Origin of the sequence: Aquimarina aggregata, assembly GCF_001632745.1 — a bacterium.
Taxonomy (GTDB): domain Bacteria; phylum Bacteroidota; class Bacteroidia; order Flavobacteriales; family Flavobacteriaceae; genus Aquimarina; species Aquimarina aggregata.
The window spans coordinates 203,060-224,073 of sequence record NZ_LQRT01000024.1 but is presented as its reverse complement, the minus strand read 5'-3'; the positions used below and the strand labels follow the sequence as shown (position 1 = coordinate 224,073).

General features: G+C 31.6%; 17 protein-coding genes and 1 tRNA gene. 7 read left to right on the top strand and 11 right to left on the bottom strand.

Annotated elements, in window-relative coordinates:
• Positions 1-11 precede the first annotated feature (11 nt).
• Positions 12-2,555 (bottom strand): M14 family zinc carboxypeptidase, encoded by a 2,544-nt coding sequence (locus AWE51_RS16180; RefSeq protein ID WP_066315374.1) that lies wholly within the window; start codon positions 2,553-2,555, stop codon positions 12-14.
• Between the two features lie 190 nt (positions 2,556-2,745).
• Here AWE51_RS16180 and AWE51_RS16175 point away from each other — a divergent pair, with 190 nt between their 5' ends.
• From AWE51_RS16175 to AWE51_RS16160, 4 genes are all read left to right on the top strand, one after another.
• The gene (locus AWE51_RS16175) at positions 2,746-3,114 is read left to right on the top strand and encodes a DoxX family membrane protein (RefSeq protein WP_066315371.1); all 369 of its coding nucleotides are present in this window, start codon (positions 2,746-2,748) and stop codon (positions 3,112-3,114) included.
• 200 nt (positions 3,115-3,314) lie between these two features.
• Positions 3,315-5,477, top strand: coding sequence for a prolyl oligopeptidase family serine peptidase (locus AWE51_RS16170; RefSeq protein ID WP_066315369.1), 2,163 nt, complete (start codon positions 3,315-3,317; stop codon positions 5,475-5,477).
• A gap of 91 nt (positions 5,478-5,568) precedes the next feature.
• Positions 5,569-6,549, top strand: coding sequence for an ABC transporter ATP-binding protein (locus AWE51_RS16165; protein WP_066315364.1), 981 nt, complete (start codon positions 5,569-5,571; stop codon positions 6,547-6,549).
• Between the two features lie 302 nt (positions 6,550-6,851).
• Positions 6,852-8,081: a T9SS type A sorting domain-containing protein gene (locus AWE51_RS16160; RefSeq protein ID WP_066315361.1), complete on the top strand. Its 1,230-nt coding sequence runs from the start codon at positions 6,852-6,854 to the stop codon at positions 8,079-8,081.
• A gap of 52 nt (positions 8,082-8,133) precedes the next feature.
• Here the strand turns inward: AWE51_RS16160 and AWE51_RS16155 are convergent, their stop codons facing one another.
• The 6 genes from AWE51_RS16155 to AWE51_RS16130 all read right to left on the bottom strand — a co-directional run bounded on the left by AWE51_RS16155 (position 8,134) and on the right by AWE51_RS16130 (position 14,159).
• Positions 8,134-8,889 carry a UDP-2,3-diacylglucosamine diphosphatase gene (locus tag AWE51_RS16155; RefSeq protein ID WP_066315359.1) on the bottom strand — a complete coding sequence of 252 codons (756 nt, stop codon included), beginning with the start codon at positions 8,887-8,889 and terminating at the stop codon, positions 8,134-8,136.
• A 90-nt stretch (positions 8,890-8,979) separates the two neighbouring features.
• Positions 8,980-9,432, bottom strand: a complete 453-nt coding sequence (locus AWE51_RS16150) for a 6-pyruvoyl trahydropterin synthase family protein (RefSeq protein ID WP_066315357.1) — start codon at positions 9,430-9,432, stop codon at positions 8,980-8,982.
• 138 nt (positions 9,433-9,570) lie between these two features.
• Complete coding sequence (locus tag AWE51_RS16145; RefSeq protein ID WP_066315356.1) at positions 9,571-11,088, bottom strand: serine hydrolase domain-containing protein; 1,518 nt, start codon at positions 11,086-11,088, stop codon at positions 9,571-9,573.
• A 58-nt stretch (positions 11,089-11,146) separates the two neighbouring features.
• Positions 11,147-11,911 (bottom strand): enoyl-CoA hydratase/isomerase family protein, encoded by a 765-nt coding sequence (locus AWE51_RS16140; RefSeq protein ID WP_066315354.1) that lies wholly within the window; start codon positions 11,909-11,911, stop codon positions 11,147-11,149.
• A gap of 422 nt (positions 11,912-12,333) precedes the next feature.
• Positions 12,334-13,662 carry an MATE family efflux transporter gene (locus tag AWE51_RS16135; protein ID WP_066315352.1) on the bottom strand — a complete coding sequence of 443 codons (1,329 nt, stop codon included), beginning with the start codon at positions 13,660-13,662 and terminating at the stop codon, positions 12,334-12,336.
• Complete coding sequence (locus tag AWE51_RS16130) at positions 13,659-14,159, bottom strand: GNAT family N-acetyltransferase (RefSeq protein WP_066315350.1); 501 nt, start codon at positions 14,157-14,159, stop codon at positions 13,659-13,661. The genes AWE51_RS16135 and AWE51_RS16130 overlap by 4 nt, the downstream gene beginning before the upstream one ends.
• A 180-nt stretch (positions 14,160-14,339) precedes the next feature.
• Here AWE51_RS16130 and AWE51_RS16125 point away from each other — a divergent pair, with 180 nt between their 5' ends.
• Positions 14,340-15,140: a universal stress protein gene (locus AWE51_RS16125; RefSeq protein ID WP_066315347.1), complete on the top strand. Its 801-nt coding sequence runs from the start codon at positions 14,340-14,342 to the stop codon at positions 15,138-15,140.
• Positions 15,141-15,145: 5 nt separating this feature from the next.
• Positions 15,146-15,219: transfer RNA gene (locus AWE51_RS16120), tRNA-Ala, on the top strand.
• A gap of 71 nt (positions 15,220-15,290) precedes the next feature.
• Here the strand turns inward: AWE51_RS16120 and AWE51_RS16115 are convergent.
• From AWE51_RS16115 to AWE51_RS16105, 3 genes are all read right to left on the bottom strand, one after another.
• Positions 15,291-15,857, bottom strand: coding sequence for a hypothetical protein (locus AWE51_RS16115; RefSeq protein ID WP_066315346.1), 567 nt, complete (start codon positions 15,855-15,857; stop codon positions 15,291-15,293).
• A gap of 75 nt (positions 15,858-15,932) precedes the next feature.
• Positions 15,933-17,066 carry a helix-turn-helix domain-containing protein gene (locus tag AWE51_RS16110; protein WP_066315344.1) on the bottom strand — a complete coding sequence of 378 codons (1,134 nt, stop codon included), beginning with the start codon at positions 17,064-17,066 and terminating at the stop codon, positions 15,933-15,935.
• A gap of 178 nt (positions 17,067-17,244) precedes the next feature.
• Entirely contained in the window at positions 17,245-18,075 is an 831-nt protein-coding gene (locus AWE51_RS16105; protein WP_066315343.1) for a M57 family metalloprotease, read from the bottom strand.
• Between the two features lie 724 nt (positions 18,076-18,799).
• On the opposite strand from AWE51_RS16105, the gene AWE51_RS16100 reads away from it, so the two are divergent.
• On the top strand, positions 18,800-19,819 hold the full coding sequence (locus tag AWE51_RS16100; protein WP_066315340.1) for a toll/interleukin-1 receptor domain-containing protein: 1,020 nt from the start codon (positions 18,800-18,802) through the stop codon (positions 19,817-19,819).
• Between the two features lie 403 nt (positions 19,820-20,222).
• Here the strand turns inward: AWE51_RS16100 and AWE51_RS16095 are convergent, their stop codons facing one another.
• Entirely contained in the window at positions 20,223-20,789 is a 567-nt protein-coding gene (locus tag AWE51_RS16095; RefSeq protein ID WP_066315339.1) for an outer membrane beta-barrel protein, read from the bottom strand.
• Positions 20,790-21,014: the final 225 nt, after the last annotated feature.

The following is a 21,014-nucleotide window of genomic DNA, read 5'->3' as shown; positions in this document are numbered from 1 at the left end:
TTATTGGATACTTATTTCTCAACCTTAGGAACGTTAATATGATTACCTAAAAATAATGCATTCAAAAACAAACGGTTAGTACCGTACCAGGATCCCCTAAAATTTGGATTATCAGCAAACAAAATTACACGTCCACCCCCAAGTTTACTTACAATTAAAGACGCTGATGGTTTCAAATAGTTTTCGTAATTGTCGATAGAAATATACCCATCTATGTGTGCATTATTTGTATACTTTGCTACAGTAGCATACGGATTCTCACTGGGCACCACAAATACTTCATTATTTTTATATACTGGTAATGACCTATTGCGATATCCAAAACCTAATGGATGTGTAATGTCAAGATCTACTTCAAAAATAGCACCTCCTAAACGTTCACGACCTATGTTTTCTCCGGCATCAACATACGGCAATCGTTTTACTTTTTTGTTTTTTGTAGTATCCTTAGGTTTTTTGGTAAGGTTTTCTTTTACTATTTTTTTATCTATTGCCCATTTAGAGGCTCTGGATATGGTCACTAACGTATTTCCTTGCTCTACCCAATTTTTTATCTTTTTCTGACGAAGAGAGTCTAATTGCTTATACCCTCCTGAAACCATTACCATAGTAGTATACTTTTCTAATGGCAAACGATCAAAATCGTTAATCTGTAACTTGGTAATTGGCATATGCACTCTAGTATCTAAAAGATGCCAAACCTCACCTGCCTCATAAGAACTAACACCATCACCCACAAGTAATACCGCTTTTGGAGTATCTAATTTCTGAAAATTTCGGCTTCCTAAATCAATTCCATTAGTACTAAATCCAGAATTAGTTGCATATACAGGAACATTGAATTTGTTCTGAGTTTCTTTAATAATTGCATATACCTCATCACTAGTTTTTTCTTGTTTACTTACGGGAATAAGAATACTACCGTAATTAAAGTTTTTCTCTCCTACAGAGGTCATACTACTAAAAGGTTTAAACGCGGCAGCTACTTTTAATCCTTGTGACTGCATATGATACAAGGCTGCTGGTGCGTTATAATCGTCCCAATCTAGAATGTAAGCATAATTAGATTTTTCTGTTTTTTCAAAACTTACTAGATCATCGGTTGTAGAAATTTGTTCATTAAGATTAGTAGCTGGTACTACTTTATATTTCATATTATAAAAATTAGCCAAACTCCATGCAGAAGCATCATAAAACACACTATCGCGATATTTAGTATAAGTCTCAAAAATTGTTTGTACCATTCGTTGTTGCGGCTGTTTTACAGGAACTACAAATCGTTTTCCATTCTTATATACTTTAATTTTATGCAGTAGTAATTTATCAATAAAAGCCTTATTACGGTTTTGATCATACAAATCACCAAACTCATAGGCATTAACCCCTTTTTTTAGAGTAGTATTTACTGCCGATTTAAAAAAGTCTTGTTGATATTTACGAAGTACCACTCTATTCTCTACCGCTGCTTTGATAGTGGCAATACTAGATATGTATTGATTTCGAATTGTAAACGGAAATGAAATAGTGCCATAATCTGTATCTTGTAAATGTCCTCTAGAACTCGCTTGCTCAAATAACAATGCTAAGCCTCCTTGCAAATCAGGATAAGAAGATCCATAACCCGGATATGTGCCATCAAAAGCTTCTTTTGTAAAATAAAAAGACCCTATATTATCTAATGCACTTGAAAAATAAGGAGCAAATAGATTATTTAAATCTTTATAATTTTCTTTGGGCATTATAGGATCTTGAGAACCTATAGGTTTCATGGGTTCAAAAAAATAAGTGCTGTTTGTTCCCATTTCATGAAAGTCCGTAACTACATTTGGATACCATTCATGATACCATTTTAGTTTTCCTTTACTTTCTGGATTAATCCCTAGTAACCAATCCCGATTAAGATCAAACCAATAGTGGTTGGTTCGACCTCTAGGCCACATTTCATTATGTTCTGCATCATAATTATCACTTACCAAAGGGCTACCTTTAAATTGATTTGCCCACTGTGTATGCCTATCTCGACCATCTGGATTAATTGTAGGATCAATAAATACAATAGCATTTTCGATATACTGCGTTACTTCTTCACTAGTAGAAGCTATTAGCGTATATGCCGTTAACATGGCTGCTTCTGCACTAGAGGGTTCATTACCATGCACATTATAACCTAACTGAACAAAAACTGGTATTTCATCATAATTAGTAGCAGTTTTATTGGGATCTGTAAACGTTAAATGTTGTTCTTTAAGAGAAGAAAGGTTATTTATATTTTGAGTACTAGAAACAGTAAGCATAACAAGTTTTCGGTTCTCATGTGTTTTTCCATAAATGGTTATCGAAGCCTTATCAGAAATCTCGGCAAGTTTAATAAAATAGGCGACTATTTGATCATGTCGCGTATGCTGTTCACCGATAGAATATCCAAGAAAAGATTCTGGAGACGGGATTTCAGAATTAAATGGTTGTTTATCCTTGTAAAAATAATCTTGAGCAATAGAAAAAATAGGAAATATACATGCAAGGAAAATGTACTTTATTTGATGTGTGAGTTTCATTAATTTGTCGATTAAAAGATGTTTGTCTTTAGTTTATAAAGGCATTTTACGTGTTTATAAAATATATAAACCCCTTCATTAAGAACCTTGGTCTAAGGTATTTCTTTCATCTTATTCCTCATCTAAATTTGTAAGGTTTTTAACATTTTCGTCTCTAATACAGTAATTTAATCCCAGAAAAAACAAAAAAATGAAAAAATTAATTTTAGCACTAAAAATACTATTAGGAGTAATGTTAATCATTTTTGGAAGTAATAAATTTATAGGATTTCTTCCAGATTTTGAATTTGCAAATCCAGAAGCAGGAATACTATTTGGTGCACTTGCAAATAGCTATATTTTAAAAACAGTAGGGCTTATCGAAGTGATTGTAGGACTCTTATTAGTAACTAATAAAGCGGTACCCTTTGCCTTGATCCTTATGGCACCTATATCTGTGAATATCATTTTATTCCATGGTACATTGGACCCTGCAAATATAGGTCCTGGTGCTTTTGTTTTTATTGTAAACACTTTTTTGATATATAAACATTGGACCAAGTACAAAACACTTTTCTAAGTCCAATTTTTTTTGTTTCTTACAGAAAATTCTGACTGCTCTTACATCGTAATCCGACGTACTACTATACCCCAAAGTAATACCGAAGAAACCCATTTTTCTTCATGGATTATAATAAGGAGCAGTCTTTTTTTATAGTTTCTTTAGCATTTTAAAACCCTCGTTTTGATAGATTTGTCAAAATTCTAACGGATTACACTATGAAAAACAGACTGTTTATGCTATCAATTATTGTTTTAACGGTAGCATGCAAAAATGAAACTAAAGAACAAAACTCAAAAACAAGCATGGCAGTAGACTATTCTGAAACTAAAAAAGTAGATACTGTTGATACGTATTTTGGCACTGAAGTTAAAGACCCTTATCGCTGGTTAGAAGATGATAGAAGTGAAGAAACGGGTAAATGGGTAGCAGCTCAAAACAAAACTACTTTTGGGTATCTAGAAAACATTCCTTTTAGAGAAGATTTAAAAAAGCGTCTCTCTGATCTTTGGAATTACGAAAAAGTAGATTCTCCTTTTAAAGAAGGTGACTATACCTATTTTTATAAAAATGACGGTCTTCAAAATCAAGATGTATTGTACCGTTTTAAAAATGAAGGTGATGCTCCAGAAGTTTTTCTAGACCCAAATACATTTAGTAAAAACAGTGATGCTTATTTATACGGTGTAGGTTTTTCAAAAAATGCCAGTCTTTTTACATATTTAATTTCTGAAGGCGGTAGTGATTGGAGTAAAATAATAATCAATAATACGGAAACGAGGGAAATATTAGAAGACACAATGGATATAAAATTTTCTAGACCTTCCTGGAGAGGTGATGAAGGATTCTATTACTCTAGCTATGATAAACCCAAAGGAAGTACTCTATCTGCAAAAACAGATCAGCATAAATTATTTTTTCATAAGATAGGGACTTCTCAAAAAGAAGATCAATTAATTTTTGGCGGTACACCAGAACAAAAACACCGATATGTTAATGGAAATGTAACTGAAGATGGACGATATCTAATTATTAGTGCTCGTATTTATACCAAAGGAAATAAATTATATATAAAAGATATTTCTAAACCAAATAGCAAGCTAATCACTATTCTTGATAATACTGATTCTGACACCTATATCATTGATAACGTGGGTTCAAAACTATATTTGGTTACCAATTTAAATGCTCCAAATCAAAAAATTGTTACCGTAGATGCAGCTAATCCAACTCCTGAAAACTGGAAAGACTTTATCCCGGAAACCGAAAATGTATTAAGTCCTAGTACTGGTGGAGGGTATTTCTTTGCAGAATATATGGTCGACGCAATATCCAAAGTATTACAATATGATTATAATGGTAAACTAATTCGTGAAATCGAGTTACCAGGAGTAGGCAGTGCAAATGGTTTTGGAAGTAAAAAGGAAGAGAAAGAACTCTATTATTCATTTACTAACTATAAAACACCTGGTACTATTTATAAATATGATATAGAAAAAGGGGATTCAAAAATTTATTATAAACCTAAAATTGATTTTAATCCAGACAATTATGAAAGCAAACAGGTATTTTATACTTCAAAAGACGGTACCAAAGTACCAATGATAATTACACATAAAAAAGGAATCGAATTAAATGGTAAAAACCCCACCATCTTATATGGTTATGGTGGGTTTAATATTAGTTTGACTCCCTCTTTTAGCATAGCAAATGCAGTTTGGATGGAGCAAGGAGGTATTTATGCAGTACCTAATCTAAGAGGGGGTGGAGAGTATGGTAAAAAATGGCATGATGCGGGAACAAAAATGCAAAAACAAAATGTATTTGATGATTTTATAGCTGCCGCAGAATTTTTAATAGCAAAAAAATATACCTCTAGTGATTATCTAGCCATTCGTGGTGGGTCAAATGGTGGACTTTTAGTTGGCGCTACGATGACGCAACGCCCTGACCTTATGAAAGTAGCCTTACCCGCTGTTGGTGTTTTAGATATGCTGCGTTATCATACCTTTACTGCAGGTGCAGGATGGGCCTATGATTACGGAACAGCAGAAGATAATAAAGAAATGTTTGATTATCTAAAAGGCTACTCGCCTGTTCATAATGTAAAAGAAGGTGTACAATATCCTGCGACTTTGGTGACTACTGGTGATCATGATGATAGAGTAGTACCTGCACATTCGTTTAAATTTGCAGCAGAATTACAAGCTAAACAAACTGGTGATAATCCTACATTAATACGTATCGAAACCAATGCTGGGCATGGGAGTGGAAATGTTACTAAAACTATGGATTTATATGTCGATATATTTAGTTTTACACTTCACAATATGGGATATGAAGTATTACCCGAAAAAGTAAATAATAAAGTAAAAGGATAATCTTATTAATTTCATAGATTAAAAAATCCGCTCTCTTAAAAGAAGCGGATTTTTTAGTGTATAACTTCGTCAAAGTTCAATATATTTGAGTATGCTTACAGTACAGAATATATCCTTTGCGTATACTACCGAACCGATTTTAAAAAATGTCTCTTTTACTATTGAAAAAGGACAACACATTGCATTGATTGGAGCTAGTGGTTGTGGTAAAAGCACATTACTTAAGATCATTTATGGGCTACTGGATGTACATGAAGGTGAATTATATTGGAAAGATAAAAAAATACTAGGCCCGAGTTTCCATTTAATCCCAGGTCAAGAAAATATGAAATACCTGTCCCAGGGTTTTGAATTACAACCGTATCGAAGTGTTTCAGAAAATATTGGCCAGTATCTCTCTAATTTTGAACCTGACCTTAAAAAGGGTCGTGTAAATGAGTTACTAGAAATAGTAGAAATGACTGCATTTGCAAATATAAAAGTTGAAAACTTAAGTGGCGGACAAAAACAAAGAGTAGCTCTAGCAAAAGCACTTGCCAAAAAACCTGAAATATTATTACTAGATGAGCCTTTCGGAAACATAGATAATTTTAGAAGGAGTGCGTTACGTAGAAATTTATATAAATACCTTATCAGAAATAAAATCACAAGTATTACTGCTACCCACGATAAAACCGATATTCTTTCTTTTACAGATCAAACCATTGTCATTCGACATGGTGAAATAGTAGCTAAAGAAAACACGGTTGATCTGTATCAAAATCCCACAGATTACTATATCGCTTCTCTTTTTGGAGAAGTAAATCAAATCAAACTTTCTTCATTTTCTGATACAAAAGATGAAACTATTCTTCTTATTTATCCTTATGAATTAATCATAAATTCAAAATCAACTATAAAAGCAGAAGTAAAAGGTGCTTATTTTAATGGTAACCATTACCTCATCGAAGCCATTTTCAATAATCAGGTGATTTTTATAGAACACTCAAAAGCTCTTAAAATCTCGGAAGAAATAGGTATTGAAATTCCTGAAGAAATCATTTCATTAAGGCAAAAAAAACAGAAAGTTTAAATTCTATACAGTAGATTTACTCACTAAACTTATACCATGATAAACTTATTTTGTCTAATTCTTTAATAGGAATATCTGTTTTGATTTTGAAGCTTCCAATTTCTCAATAAGTATAGCTCTTCTTACTATACTTTATTTTTCAATCACTTTAATTCTCTTAAAAGTATGCTTTATGTATTCTTGAATACTTAAATGTACCCCTAATGTACTCCTTTTAAACGTAGTTTATACACTTATAGTCAGACCTTTGATACAATAACAATAAAATTTCAAACTAACTCATTTAAACTAACTACACAATTATGAAACGTAAATTATCTATTTTCATTTTTTTACTTGCTCTAAGCATTACTTCAGTAATTGCACAATCAAATCCTAAGGCTGACGGTTCTCTTGCAAAAGTACCTGATACAGGATGTACCGGTCAAGATACCTATGACCAAGGTGTAAAAATAGTTCCTAACGCAAACTCATGGACAGATAGCTATCAAGCAAATGATCTTTGTTTCTGTAAATCTTCTTTTGATCATGGTGTTGGTAATTTCAAAATCACCATCAACGGGCAAGGAAGAAATATTAAAGACATCTGTGATGAGCTTAAAAAGCATCCTAAATTCAGAAACATACGAAACGGAGATCCACGATACAATACCATACAGTGTGGTAATGAACCAGGACACGGAGATGCAATCACTATACAAGGTAAGAGAATTAAGGATGAAAAAGTATGTCCTGGTCGTGTAGATCAAGGTAGCAAAGGATGTAAATGTAAAGGACCTGGATATGACATGGCGTGGTTAAGAACCAGAGCACGATTTGGCGGTAATGGCGGTGGAAATAACGGAGGTGGTAATAATAGCGGCGGATCTGTTACTTTTAAGGGTCAATCTATCAATAAGTACTTAAGCACAAACATGAATTTTAACAGTGGTAGCGCTGGAAACCAACAAAAATTTTCAGTTCAATCTGCAGGAAACGGTACTGTAAGCATTAAGGCTAGTAATGGAAAATATGTAAGCTCTGAGAATGGAAATAAGCGCATGACTGCAAATCGTAATGCCGTTGGAGCTTGGGAAAAATTCACATTAGTATCCCAAGGAGGTGATGTATATGCTATTAGAGGAAACAATGGAAAATATGTAAGTCATGAAAATGGTAATGGTGCGGCTAATTGTAATCGAGGAGCTATTGGAGCATGGGAGAAATTCGTAATCAAAGGACTTTCTTCATCAAGAATCGCTACCAGTAAAAGTGGAGACCTTTTGAGTACAAATATTAGTGTATATCCTAATCCATCTACCCTAAGTAATGTTAATCTCCAAATTGATACTCAAAACAAAGTATCATCTACATTAGAGATTATGGATTTAAATGGAAGAAGTATTGCAAAAAAAGATTTAGGAATCTTAAGATCAGGAGCTAATACCATTTCACTAAATGAATTTAGTAATGTTGTTGGTAGTGCTGGTTTATACTTAGTAAAAGTAAAAGTAGGTAATAAAACTGTTGTAAAACAAATGATATTAAAGTAATCAATCGTCAAAATATTGCAAAAGGAGTAGTTTTATGAACTACTCCTTTTTATTACTTATATTTTTTTAATTGTAAATCTTTACCATCAAAAACTGCATATGTATAATGAGTGATCCAATCACCAAGATTTGTATATCTCGATGTTTCATTTAATTTGATCTCCATAGGTAAATGTCTATGGCCGAATACAAAATAATCTCGATGTTTGCTTTCGAGTTTTCTTTTACAATATTGCACAAGCCATTCGTTTTCTTCACCCAAAAACACCACATCCTCATCTCCTGAAATTAACTTATTCTTTACAGATAAGTATTGTGCTAGTTTAACCCCCAAATCCGGATGTAACCATCTAAAAAACCATTTAGCCACAGGGTTTGTAAACACTTTCTTCATTCTTTTATATCCTTTATCTCCCGGGCCTAATCCATCGCCATGTCCGATAAAAAAAGTTGTCGTATTAAACATAAACTCTTGGGGTTTATGATATACAGGAATGTTTAATTCTTCTTCAAAATAACCATTCATCCATAAGTCATGATTACCAACAAAATAGTATACAGGAATACCAGAATCTGTAATTTCTGCGAGTTTACCCAACGTTCTTGTAAATCCTTTAGGAACTACAGTCTTATACTCAAACCAAAAATCAAAAAGATCACCTAACAAAAAAATTGCTGCTGCATCTTTTTTAACTTCGTCTAACCATTTCACAAACTCCTGTTCTCTAGGAAAGCTCTCTTTTGATGTAGGAGCCCCTAAGTGATTATCACTTGCAAAATATATATTTTTCCCTTCAGGAAGGTTCATAGTTTTTATTTGAAATGTAAATATAGGAAATCCACTATAAGGCGTAAAAGGTTTTACACATCATCTATATAGCACAATAGAGTTTCTCACTTAAGAATTATCACTTGCAAACCACTCTGCATAGGATGTTTCAGTTTCTTGCAGTTTAAGTGAATGTAATTGAATATTACCAGGTAATCTATCTTTGATCTTTTGAGCAAAATCAATGACCATATTTTCACTAGTAGGTTGGTAGTCTACTAAAATCACATTATGACCTCTATCTGCAAGTTCTTTTGCAAGTTCTTTGTGCGGTGTGTTTTTATTAAATACAGTCGCGTGATCAAACACATCTTCGATATCTTCTTTTACAATTTTCTTAAGATCTCCAAAATCGATTACCATTCCTAATTTTACATGAGACGTATCTGTAATTGGAGTGCCTATTACGGTTACACTTAACTTATAGCTATGGCCATGTACATTTCTACATTTACCGTCATACCCATATAATGCATGACCTGTTTCAAAAGAGAATTGTTTGGTGATCCGAATTTTACTCATTGCCTATTTTATAAATTTTTACAAAGTTAAGGAAGATTACCTTCTCTTTCTTCTATTTATAAAATATACCACTGCTAAACCTATTCCTAAAATTAAGAATAATCCATTTCCTCCTAAAAAATTCAATATTTCCATTTGTTATTTTCTACTTATATTATTTATCCTCTCGATCATCATTTTAGCATTATCGTTTTCTGGATTTAATACTAACGACTTTTTATAATTTAATAAAGATAACTCATAGTTCTTATCTTCAAAATACCCTTCTCCAAGACTATCATAAGGATTTGAAGCTTCAGGAAACTCGGCTACTAACAGTGTAAACACTTTTATAGCGGCTTTGATTTTTCCTTTTCTAAGAAGTCGGTATCCTAACACATTTAATTCATTTTCATTCGAAAAATTGTATCCGTTAAGGTTTTCTTTTTTTAACTGGTGATAATACTGAATTCCTTTATCTACATCTTCGAAACATACGTTCGAAATTGCACGGGAAATTGATTTTTCTCCAAAAGGCTTTAAATCATCTAACAATCCATCTGCTACTTCGCCTAAGACTGATGCTGCTCTACCCCCACCAACATTAGTAGTAACTGCAATACCCATTTTATATTCTGGATATACATAGAAATATGTATTAGCTCCAAACATACCACCGTGATGATGGTAAAATGCTCCTTCTTTATTTTCATCTACGCGCCAAAAATATCCAACCCATTCATCGTCATCTTCTTGATAGATTTTTTTGTGAGATTCTTGAACTACAGCATTAGAATTGTCTAATTGAAACTGCATGTACTTTATTAGGTCTGGCATTGATGATTTTAATGCTCCGGCAGCACCCCAAAGTTTAATCGGCATAGGGAAATGAGGCATTAGATTACCTTTATGATCATACCCATTAGCTAACCTACTATGTTCCTCTTCATTTAGATTCATTTTGGTATTGGTCATTCCCGCTTTTTTAAAAACAAATTCATCTAATAAGGTTGAAAATGACTTTTCATAAGTAGTTTCTAAAATATGTCCCATAAGATTAGCTCCTAGATTAGAGTACCTATACCTTGTTCCTGGAACAGTATCTAGCGTTATTTCTTTTAAATAATTAAAATAAAGATCTTTACTATACTTTCCTTCAACTTCGGCAAATTTAAAAGATAGACTATCCTCATTTTTTCTGGATAGCTCATTGATTCCTTTATTATTTGAAGGCAAACTTGCGGTATGTGTAAGTATATGCTTTATTAAAATAGGCTGACCTTCGTATTCAAGATTCTTATAATCACCATCTAAATACTTTCGAATGTCGTCATCTAAATTTAATTTGCCATCCAATACAGCTTGAGCAGCAAGCGTTCCGGTAAGTGTTTTGGTTATAGAAGCAATTTCAAAAAGTGTTTTATCATTTGGTGGATTTCCTTTTGATCTATCTATTTCACCATAATGTTTTATGTATGTTTTATCATCCTTATATATACCAATAGAAAGTGCTGTAACCGACGAATCCTTTAAAAAGTTTGCTGCATTGGTGTCCATTGAAACCTCTACAGGATTATTTTGAGTTTCTTGTGCCAGTTCAGTATCATTTTTGGTAGTTGCTTTTTTACAACCTGATATACATATGATAAACAGAATATAAATTAATTTACTTTTCATTTGATTGATACTTTTATTAACAATGTATATACTAAATATGGTCTCACAATTTTGTGCATTATTTTTTAAATTTTGCTAATGCGTTTTTTGTGAATTCTGAAAGTACTAATTCACCAGAGATAGCTGCTCGTTCTAATAACAAGTTTTCCCAATGATTCGTATTTTTCCATGCTATTTTTTTCATTTCTTGTAGTGCTTGCGGATTATAACTTGCCAATTTTTCTGCAAATAATTGCACTTCTTTATTAAGCTCTTCGATAGTGCTAAAAACTCTGGCATAAAGTCCTTGTTCTTTGGCCCAATATGCGGTTTTCCATTGCGATGCATCCCAAGCCAAAGTTTCAAAACCCGATAATCCAATTTTTCTAGATACTGCTGGTTCTATTACAAAGGGTCCGATACCTATTGTTAACTCACTAAGTTTAATCGAGGCCGCTTCGGTAGCCAAACAATAATCACAAGCAGATGCTAAACCTACTCCACCTCCTACAGTTTTACCTTGAATTCTTCCGATAATTGGTTTTTTACAAAGGCGCATCGCATTAATTACTTTCGCAAAACCCGAAAAAAATCGTTTTCCTTCATCAAGATCTGTAATGGACATTAATTCATCAAAAGAGGCTCCTGCACAAAATGCTCTATCTCCCTCTGATTTTAATATGATAACATATGTGGCTTCATCATCTGATAATTGCAAAATAGCTTTCTCTAACCTATCTAGCAACGTTGATGGAAAAGAGTTACTCGCTGGGTGTCCAAATTCTATTATTCCGATTTTGTTTTCGGTGTGCACATATAGGCTTCCGTTAGATCTTTTTGTCATTAGTATTGCTTTGAGATAAAAATAGGTAATCCCTATTTGAATTCATAATATTATCATAACCATAAAAATTTGTCTATAATTATGTTTATTTCATGTTAAAAACTAATAATAAATACACATTCAACAACACCTTAAAAATAACTTACAACACTTATCTTTAAAACATGTTAGAACAATTTTTTGAAAAAAACAGATTAAGGATTGGGCTTTTTTTAATATTAGCATATTCTGTGGGGCTATTTGTCTTTCTTTTTAATTAGAAAGTCTATGTAAAATATGTGATTAAAAAACATATTTCATTAATACTATTTAATCTTTACACTTAAATCATGATAAAAAAATATTTCGAAAAATATCGTCTTGAAATTTTAATGGGATCATTGTATGTATTAACGCTTATTGGGGTTATTAGGTCACTTGCATCATAACGACAGGGATTTGAATTTTTTTCTGAACTTTAGTATTAATGCTATTCCTCTAAAAAGTGCCCAGATAGAAAATGCTATCCAAATTCCGTAAAGTTTCAAATCAAAAAAATTACACAAATATAAGGTAGGTATAAAGGCCAAAAATGTTGCTCCCAGTAAAACATTTCTAAGATAACTCATCTCTCCTAAACCTTTAAAAACTCCATCAAAAACAAAAGCCAATCCGTTTATAGGTTGTACAATTAGTACAATAAAAAACACACTATAGAACGTCTCCAGCACAAGTGTTTCTGTAGTAAAAACTTGTCCTATGCTTCTATAAAACACGAATCCAAAAAGTGCCAAAACCAGGCTTACCATTATTCCATAAGTAGAAACTCTTTTTGCCAATTTCCATAAGGATTTATAATCTTTTGCTCCTAATAACTTACCGCTTAAAATATTTCCAGCTGCCCCATAACCGTCTATAAAAAAGGCAGTAAACATCCATATATTCATAGAAATTGTATATGCAGCAATATATTCGTCACCATATTTTGTAGCGTTAGCTGTAGCAAAATACAAAGCTGTATTTAAGGCTATTGAACGTACAAAAAGATTAAGACTCATAGTAACCAATCTTCCTAACTCCTTATTTAATGGAAATTTCAATTTTAAACTTACATTAGTTTTAACCACTAGTAAAACAAAAACAAGAATCGCCATAATAAACTGAGAAATCAAGCTTGCCCATGCAGCGCCTCTAATTCCCATTGCAGGTATTACATCTTCGATACCATATACCAAAACAAAATCCAGTCCTATATTGGTTAGTGCCCCGATAAGTGCAACTATCATTGGCCAAAAAGTATTTTGAAGCCCTCTAAAAATACCAAAAACCGCAAAAGTAAATAAGGTTAAAGGGAAGCCCCAAACTCTAATATCATAGTATTCTACACAATATTCTAAAATTAGCCCAGATGCATTATAGAGTTTAAAAATTTCTTCAACAAAAAATACGGTTGATAATAAAAGCACTACACTCAAGGCCACATTAAAAAATATAGCTTGTGCCGGAAGTGTTTTTACTTCTTCTATCTTACCTGCTCCCAAATATTGAGAAATAATAGCAGAAATTGCACTTCGTGTTTGTCCCAAAATCCAAATCAAAGCAGACAAAAATGAACCCACAATACCAACAGCTGCCAATGACTCGGTTCCAAATTCTGGAATATTACCTACAATAGCAGTATCTGTTATTGAAAGCAGTGGTTCTGCAATACCAGCTATTATGGCAGGCACGGCAAGTCGGTTAATATTTTTAAAACCAATAGTTTTATTCATAGTATTAGTTCGTAACAGTAAAAGGGGTGTATACTTTGTTTTGGTAAATAAATTTCTTCTAAGCGTTTATATCCACGCATTTCATAAAACTTCTGATTTCTTTTATTCTGACTAAAGGTATCTAATCGTAAAGATGTGTATTCATTATTTCTAGCGTACTGTTCTGCAAAATCCATAAGTCGTTGCGCATAACCATCTCCCCAATATTTAGGATGAACTGCTAAACGATGTATATACAAATTTCTATCATTTTCTGTCAGCCATTTTACGGGTACATATTCCTCATCAATTATTGTGGTTAGTACTACAATGCCGTAAAATGTTTCATTCTCTTCGAGCATATACAATTCTTGTAATTCTATGTCTTTTTGAAAACGTTCTAAGGTTGGGTAGTGCTCATTCCATTGATAAATGTCGTTGGCAATCATGGCTTGAGCACAAGCTTGTGTTAAATCATAAACAGTAGTTAAATCAGCGAGTTGTGCTTTGCGAATCATAAAATTATTGAAAGCTCAAAAATACTAACTTTATCCTGTAGTTAGCATACACAAACTATATTCTGACACTTATTTTAATAAACTTTATGATATTGCAAAGTGCATATTTGCATATTTTTTATTCAAGAAAAGTATAAAGTTGTAATTTTGCCAACGAATCACACAAATCAAATATTTAGAATGAAGAATATACTGGTCCCCTTTGGGCTATCTAATGAAAAAACCACGCTCTCTTTAATACAATATGCTATAGATCTGGCACAGGAGCTAGGCGGTACAATATATGTAGCTCAAGTTTTTAAAGAACTACCTAGGGCTGGTAGTCTTCCTTCTGTAAATAAAACTCTTAAGGAAATAACAGCATCTTCTATTGAAGAAAGGCTAGCTTCTCTTGATAAAAAAGGCGTAAAAATAATAGCATTACCATTAGAAGGAGATTTATTAGAATCAATACCTAAGTTTAATCTAGAACATGCTATAGATCTTATTGTTTTAAGCCCCGAAAATAGCGACATTAAAAATCCGTATTATCTAAATGAAATTTCTGGAAGCTTAGTAAAGAAGACTATAATCCCTATATTGGTTATTCCTGAAATGTATAGTTTTAGTCCTATCAAGAATATTCTTATGGCCGTTAAATCTGGTATCATAAAAAAAGAAAACGCATTAAACCCTATAAAAGAAGTTTTGAAGGCTTTTGGTGCTGAATTAAAGTTACTTCAGGTAAAAACAGTTGATTTTTTGCCCGAAGATTCTGAATTCGACAAAGACTTAGGAGAGATTACTAGTTCTTATAAATCTTCTGAAAATGCAACATTATTTCAGGGTGTATTAGAACATTTAAATGAGCATTACCCTGACCTTCTCTGTGTTTTTAGACGAAAACGAGGTTTTTTTGCTAAACTTTGGGAAAAAAATACCGTTCTTAAAAAAGATTTTGAAAGTAGAATTCCTTTATTAATCCTACGAGGAGTTCAATAAAAAATGGGGCATTAGCTCAGCTGGCTAGAGCGCTACGCTGGCAGCGTAGAGGTCATCGGTTCGACTCCGATATGCTCCACTCTTAACCCTTCTATAGACATGCTATAGAAGGGTTTCTTTTTTCTAAAAAGAGTACATATTTTAGAAAAATTAAAATCTATATCCAATTCGTAAATGTAAATTAAGAGCAGTTTCTCCTTTATCTTTTGTGAACCCTTCATTTTTAGCAAAATAATATATGTAACCTATACCTGCTCCTGCTTCATAGTTAAAATGTTTACCTATGTTTCTTTTTAATCCCCAAGTAGGAATTATTGAAATATCTGGTACTACATTAATACTCTCGTCGCTATTTGAAATCACAAGTAGATCTGGATGATAACTTGTTTTTAAGGAAAAGAAATTACCACTATTTGCATCTATCCTTTTTCCCTTACTAATACGCTTATTCAAGTTATAATACCAGCGTGGTTCTAGAGTAAGTACCGAGGTCAACAAGAAACTCGTGTCTGGATAAAAATCATTGTTTCCACTATTAATATCAAAGCCTATTTCACTACGCAATACCATCTGATTTGATAACTTTAATTCATGATGAACCCAAACTCCAACCGCACCTATTTGAAGTCCAAAAATAGATTTTTCTACACTTGTTTTCTGAGATTGTAGCGTTAAAACAAAAGTAAAGAGAACTATCGTAAGCATTGTTTTTTTCATTGTTTTGATTTTTTGATTAAGACACAAACCAATGAATTTAGACCTTCAGAATCGCTCCAATGGAAGCAATGGCACTTATTTACTAAACGTTTTTCGGTATACTGAAGGAGAACATCCCATTTCTTTTTTGAATATCCTATTAAAGCTAGTTTTTGACTTAAAACCACATTCATAAGAAATTGCTAATAATGTATAATTACGATACAACTCGGATTGCATCTTTTCTTTCATTTCTGCTACCCTATAGGTATTAATCAAATCGTAAAAAGTCGTATTCATGTACTGGTTTAATAATGCAGAAAGTTTCTTATCTGTAGTAGCAAGTTCCTTGGCCAATTTATTTAGTGTTAAATCTTCATCTAGATAAGGCTTATTTGTTTTTAAAATGTGATTTAATCTATTTTCTAACACTTCAAATTCTTCTTTTTGAATATTGGTTAATATTCGTTTTTTTGAACTAGCAGAAGTGATTACTTTAGAATTTTCTAATAAGAAGTCAGGTAGTAACACTTTGGATTGATAAACGCCATAATACCCTAGATATACAATTAATATAATCATAGACATTACAGAGAGGTACTCGAAATTCCATTCAAAATTTCCATAAAAAGATTCATATACATCAATAATTAGATTGAATATAACAATGTACAATGCTCCTCTTAACATAATCTTTATCCAATTAAAATCATATGCCGTTACATTAGCCTGTGTATTCTTTGTTAACTTTCTGTACTTTGCTAATAATCTCAATGAAATAATAAGGTATACTATAAAATGTACATCTCCCAGTTTTAAAAAAATGTATATGTTTTCTGAAACTACATAGGCTAGTGTATCATTCTTAAAAATATCATATAGCAAGGTAGGAATGGCAACGCCAATAGCGTATACGGCAGCTGGAATAAAATGAATCAATGTTCTTCTTACAAGTTTTTTTTCTTCTAAAAACAATGACTTAACATATAAAAATAATAACGGTCCTATTACTAAAAAACTAATATCATTAGGGACAAAACTAAGGCGTATCAACCATATGATATAATGTGATAAAGCATAAAAAAACGTCGTGATAAATAGTACAAGAACAAAAAACAAAACAAGTATTTTTTGAGGTAATTTTTGTTCTTTTTGTTGAATTAACAAGAACAATATGATCATGATAAAAACCATACCACTAACCAAAACAAAATCTAAAATCAAATTCATGAATTATCCATTATCACTATGACCTGGTTTAACATCGTAAGCCATATTAATAGGACTATAAAAAAAGAACAATCGTTGCAAATTCTAAACTAACTTTTGTGAACTATATTTATATGATTTGTGTCTTAGCATTGTTATGTAAAACATCACATACATTGAAATAGCGTACTAAGATGTTTTACTTTTTTTGATATAGAAAAGTTATTAGGTTTTTATCGGCATCTGTAAATTCGCCATCGCTAGTAGATGAGAAACAGGATTGCATAATCGAGTCTTCAAAAAGAAATGCAGACTTATCCTGAATTAATTTAAATTCTACATCCGAGATCAATCCTTTTCCGCAAGGATTCATCCAGTCTTTATGTCTTAACCCTATGCAATGTCCAATCTCATGTGTGATTATATGCTCATTCATATTAATAGTTAGATTATCAGTATCTGAATTAATTCTAACATATTTATACGGTTTTCCATTAATGGAAGGAAATCCAGCAGAACCTCCTGCCTCTCCTTCAACTTTATACACTATAATATCAGCTGTATCAGTATCGGTACCATAGGTAAGTGAAAAATTAAGAGTAGTAGATAAATTGTTATAATTTGAAACTGCCCATGAGAGTGCCGTTCGCATTTTTGAAGTTAGCGCAAACCCTTCTCCAGAATACCCAACAATTTTTATATTTCGATATTCTGGTGCTACAATATTTGATACCTCGAGTTGTTGTTTATTATTCTCTGAAGTCTTTAAGGTTACATACTCATCTATTTTTGCAACAGGAATTGTAATATCACCTAATACAAGGTTCTTTTCAAGTGTCCCGTCAAAAAGTCTAAGGTTTTCAAGTGTTACATTATCAACATTAACACCAAGTGCCAATAATTTCTCTAATTGACTTGTTGTTAGCATTGTAGTTTTACCTAAAAGTTCATTTAATGTTTCCTTTTTTTCGCATGACAACACTATTGTAACAATAACAATAGATAATAGTACAAAGGTGATCTTTTTCATCTTTATTTGGTTTTAAGAGTATTTCTTAATCTTATTCACACTCTCATAAGGTTTTTTTAGAATAAAAAATATCGAAATGAATCATTCAAAAAAAAATTTGCTATTTCAATATTATGTAATACGATTGTAATCATTGAAAAACAAAAAAATGATTATCAAACGATTAGGAAAAATAATAAAATAAAGATTAATAAAATAGGGGCATAGAACGCAGTTATTATCCGTTAAATCTCCCTTGTAAAATAGGTTTCTTCACTTTCTTTTTCTAAAAAACCTTATTCTAAACAACATATAAGTCAAAAAAAAACAAAAGTAACAAAGGATTTTGTATGAATCAGTTGTTCTATTAATACAAACATATCAGCCAAATACAAATCGATGTTTAGATAAAAAAAAGATTTAAAGATAGGATGTTATTAGACGGGGGGTTTATTATATTCCATTTTACATTTTTAATTTATTGCTATCTAAATATGATATTCTTAATTTTTTAGTGCTAAGAATTATGTATTGCCATGATACATTTTGTTTCAAAAAACCTCTTAGTAAACGTGTTGCTTACAAAAGAGGTTTTTGTTTTTTTTAGTTATATAATCTAAGGTAAAATTAGTATTTTCATTACTTCAAATAGAAATAACTTCATACTTTTATCTTATTTTTAAGGTATATTCCTTGATTCTATTCATTATCATCATTTTGATTAAAACCTCTTCTAAAAAATTGTATGAAAATATTTATTAGTTGGTCTGGAAAATTAAGCAATGAATTTTCAACAATATTGGGTGATTGGTTAAATTGTATTTTGCCAAACATCCCAACTTTTATATCTTCTTCTAGTTTAAGTCCAGGTGATAGATGGAGTGATAAACTAGCAAAAGAATTAGAGCAATGTAATGCAGGTATAATTTGTTTAACTAACGAAAATTTAATGTCTCCTTGGATAAATTTTGAGGCAGGTGCATTGTCTAAGCACATAAATAATTCTATGGTTATACCGCTTCTTATTAATATAAAAGATTCTGAAATATCTAAAAGTCCACTCTCACAATTTCAAACCTTAACAATAGATAAAAGTGGGTTAAAAAAACTACTTATTAAATTATTTGACTCTCTTGATTTACCCAATAATAAAATTGACATAATCTTTGATAAATGGTGGGATGATCTAGAGGTTAAGTTAAATTCCTTAAATTTTCCTGATAAAAGGAAATCAGATAATGAAAAGTATGAAAATTTACTTCTTAATTATAATGATGTCAATGAAGGATTGAAAATAAGAGTAAACCAAATCGAAAAAATTCTATCAAATTTAACCGAACAAAATAATGAATCTATAGACTCAAACCTTTTTGATCATCATCACCTAAATATTTTATCTGGGCTTTGGGAAAGCCCAATTACTAAATCTTCATATTACGGATTCTTTATTGACGATAAATTTCATATGCCCTATTTGTATGAAGACAACGAAAACTTCTTGGCTCATTTTTATAATATTAAAATAACAAAAAAGAGAATATATGGAGAGTTCAAATGGTTAAATAGTCATTATATCAACGGTTACTTTTTTCTTGACATTATTAGCAACGATATCTTAAAAGGTGGTTGGGTTTATTCTAATGATACAATAGTCCTTAAAAATTCGCCTAATAGAGAGAAAACTGAATTAATACTTAATAAAGTTAACACAGTAGAAGTACCCTCTTGGGTTACATCTTACAAAAAACAGCTTAAACAGATTTAACGGATGAAAATCTTATAGAAAAAAAAATTTCTTCATACTCTTTCCTTTTGTATTTCAAATTACAACTTAAATTATCTGATCTTCGTAAATGTTAAAAACAACCCCCAGGTAACCACTCCCAGGGGTCTAAATTGAAACGTAGTTGTAGTAAACACAAACTCAACTCATACTAACTAATCATGATAGTTTCAATTGTAAGGTACTGTACTGAAGGTCTTTTTTGTATTTCAATTAAATAAATTTACTTTTATAGAATTCATTTAATTACTTAACCTTTCTATAGTACTCGTAAATAATTATTTCAACATCAATACTTGTTATAATTATGTCTAGGTTTTTGTTTTATGCATAACATTGGGTGGTTTATACAGTCTCTTTTTTAGTATTTTAATTTGATTCTAATCTATTGTCCTCCGAAAGTAAATAACAGACCAATATTTACCGTAAAATCACTTATTGAAGTATCGCCTACTTTACCTGCATTCAGATAAGCAGCATTCATATTAAGAACACCATACTTAAAACCAACAGCTGGACGAAATGCAAAGTTAGACGTACTCCCAACATTCCCTTGAACTGTAGTAATATTAGACTCTATTTCTATCGATCCTATATTAGTTAATCCCAATCCAAGGCTTCCATAAGGTTTAAATTTTGTGTCTGTAAAAAAGTAACGGCCATTTACAAGGAAACTTCCTAAGGCTACAGCTCCGTAAGATACCGATGATTGTATGTCGTTTATTTGAACATCAGCCCCAGTTAGGAAATCACCTTGCCATAAAATAGAAACATCAATATTTTCTGTTACTCCATATCCTAATTCAAGGTGCGCGGAAAGTCCACCATCAGTAATGTCTGCAATATCTCCTGAAGGTACTGCATAACCAAAACCAAAACCAAATTTAACTTGTGCATTTGTAGTTGTCATTCCTAATAAAGTAACTACAGCTAGTACTAAAATTTTTCTCATAATTTAAATATTAATTTATTATTTCAACTCCTGTATACTAACTATCAGACATAAAAAGGAGCCATACATTGTTAAACATATCTGATAGGGTTTAATGTGTTAAAAACAGATTCTTACTTACTTTTTTTCCATTATTAATATGATGGATGTTATATCATTTTTTTAATTCTGATTTTTTTTAATCACTTGGGAATAATTATTTTAAATTCAATAACAGATTTATGT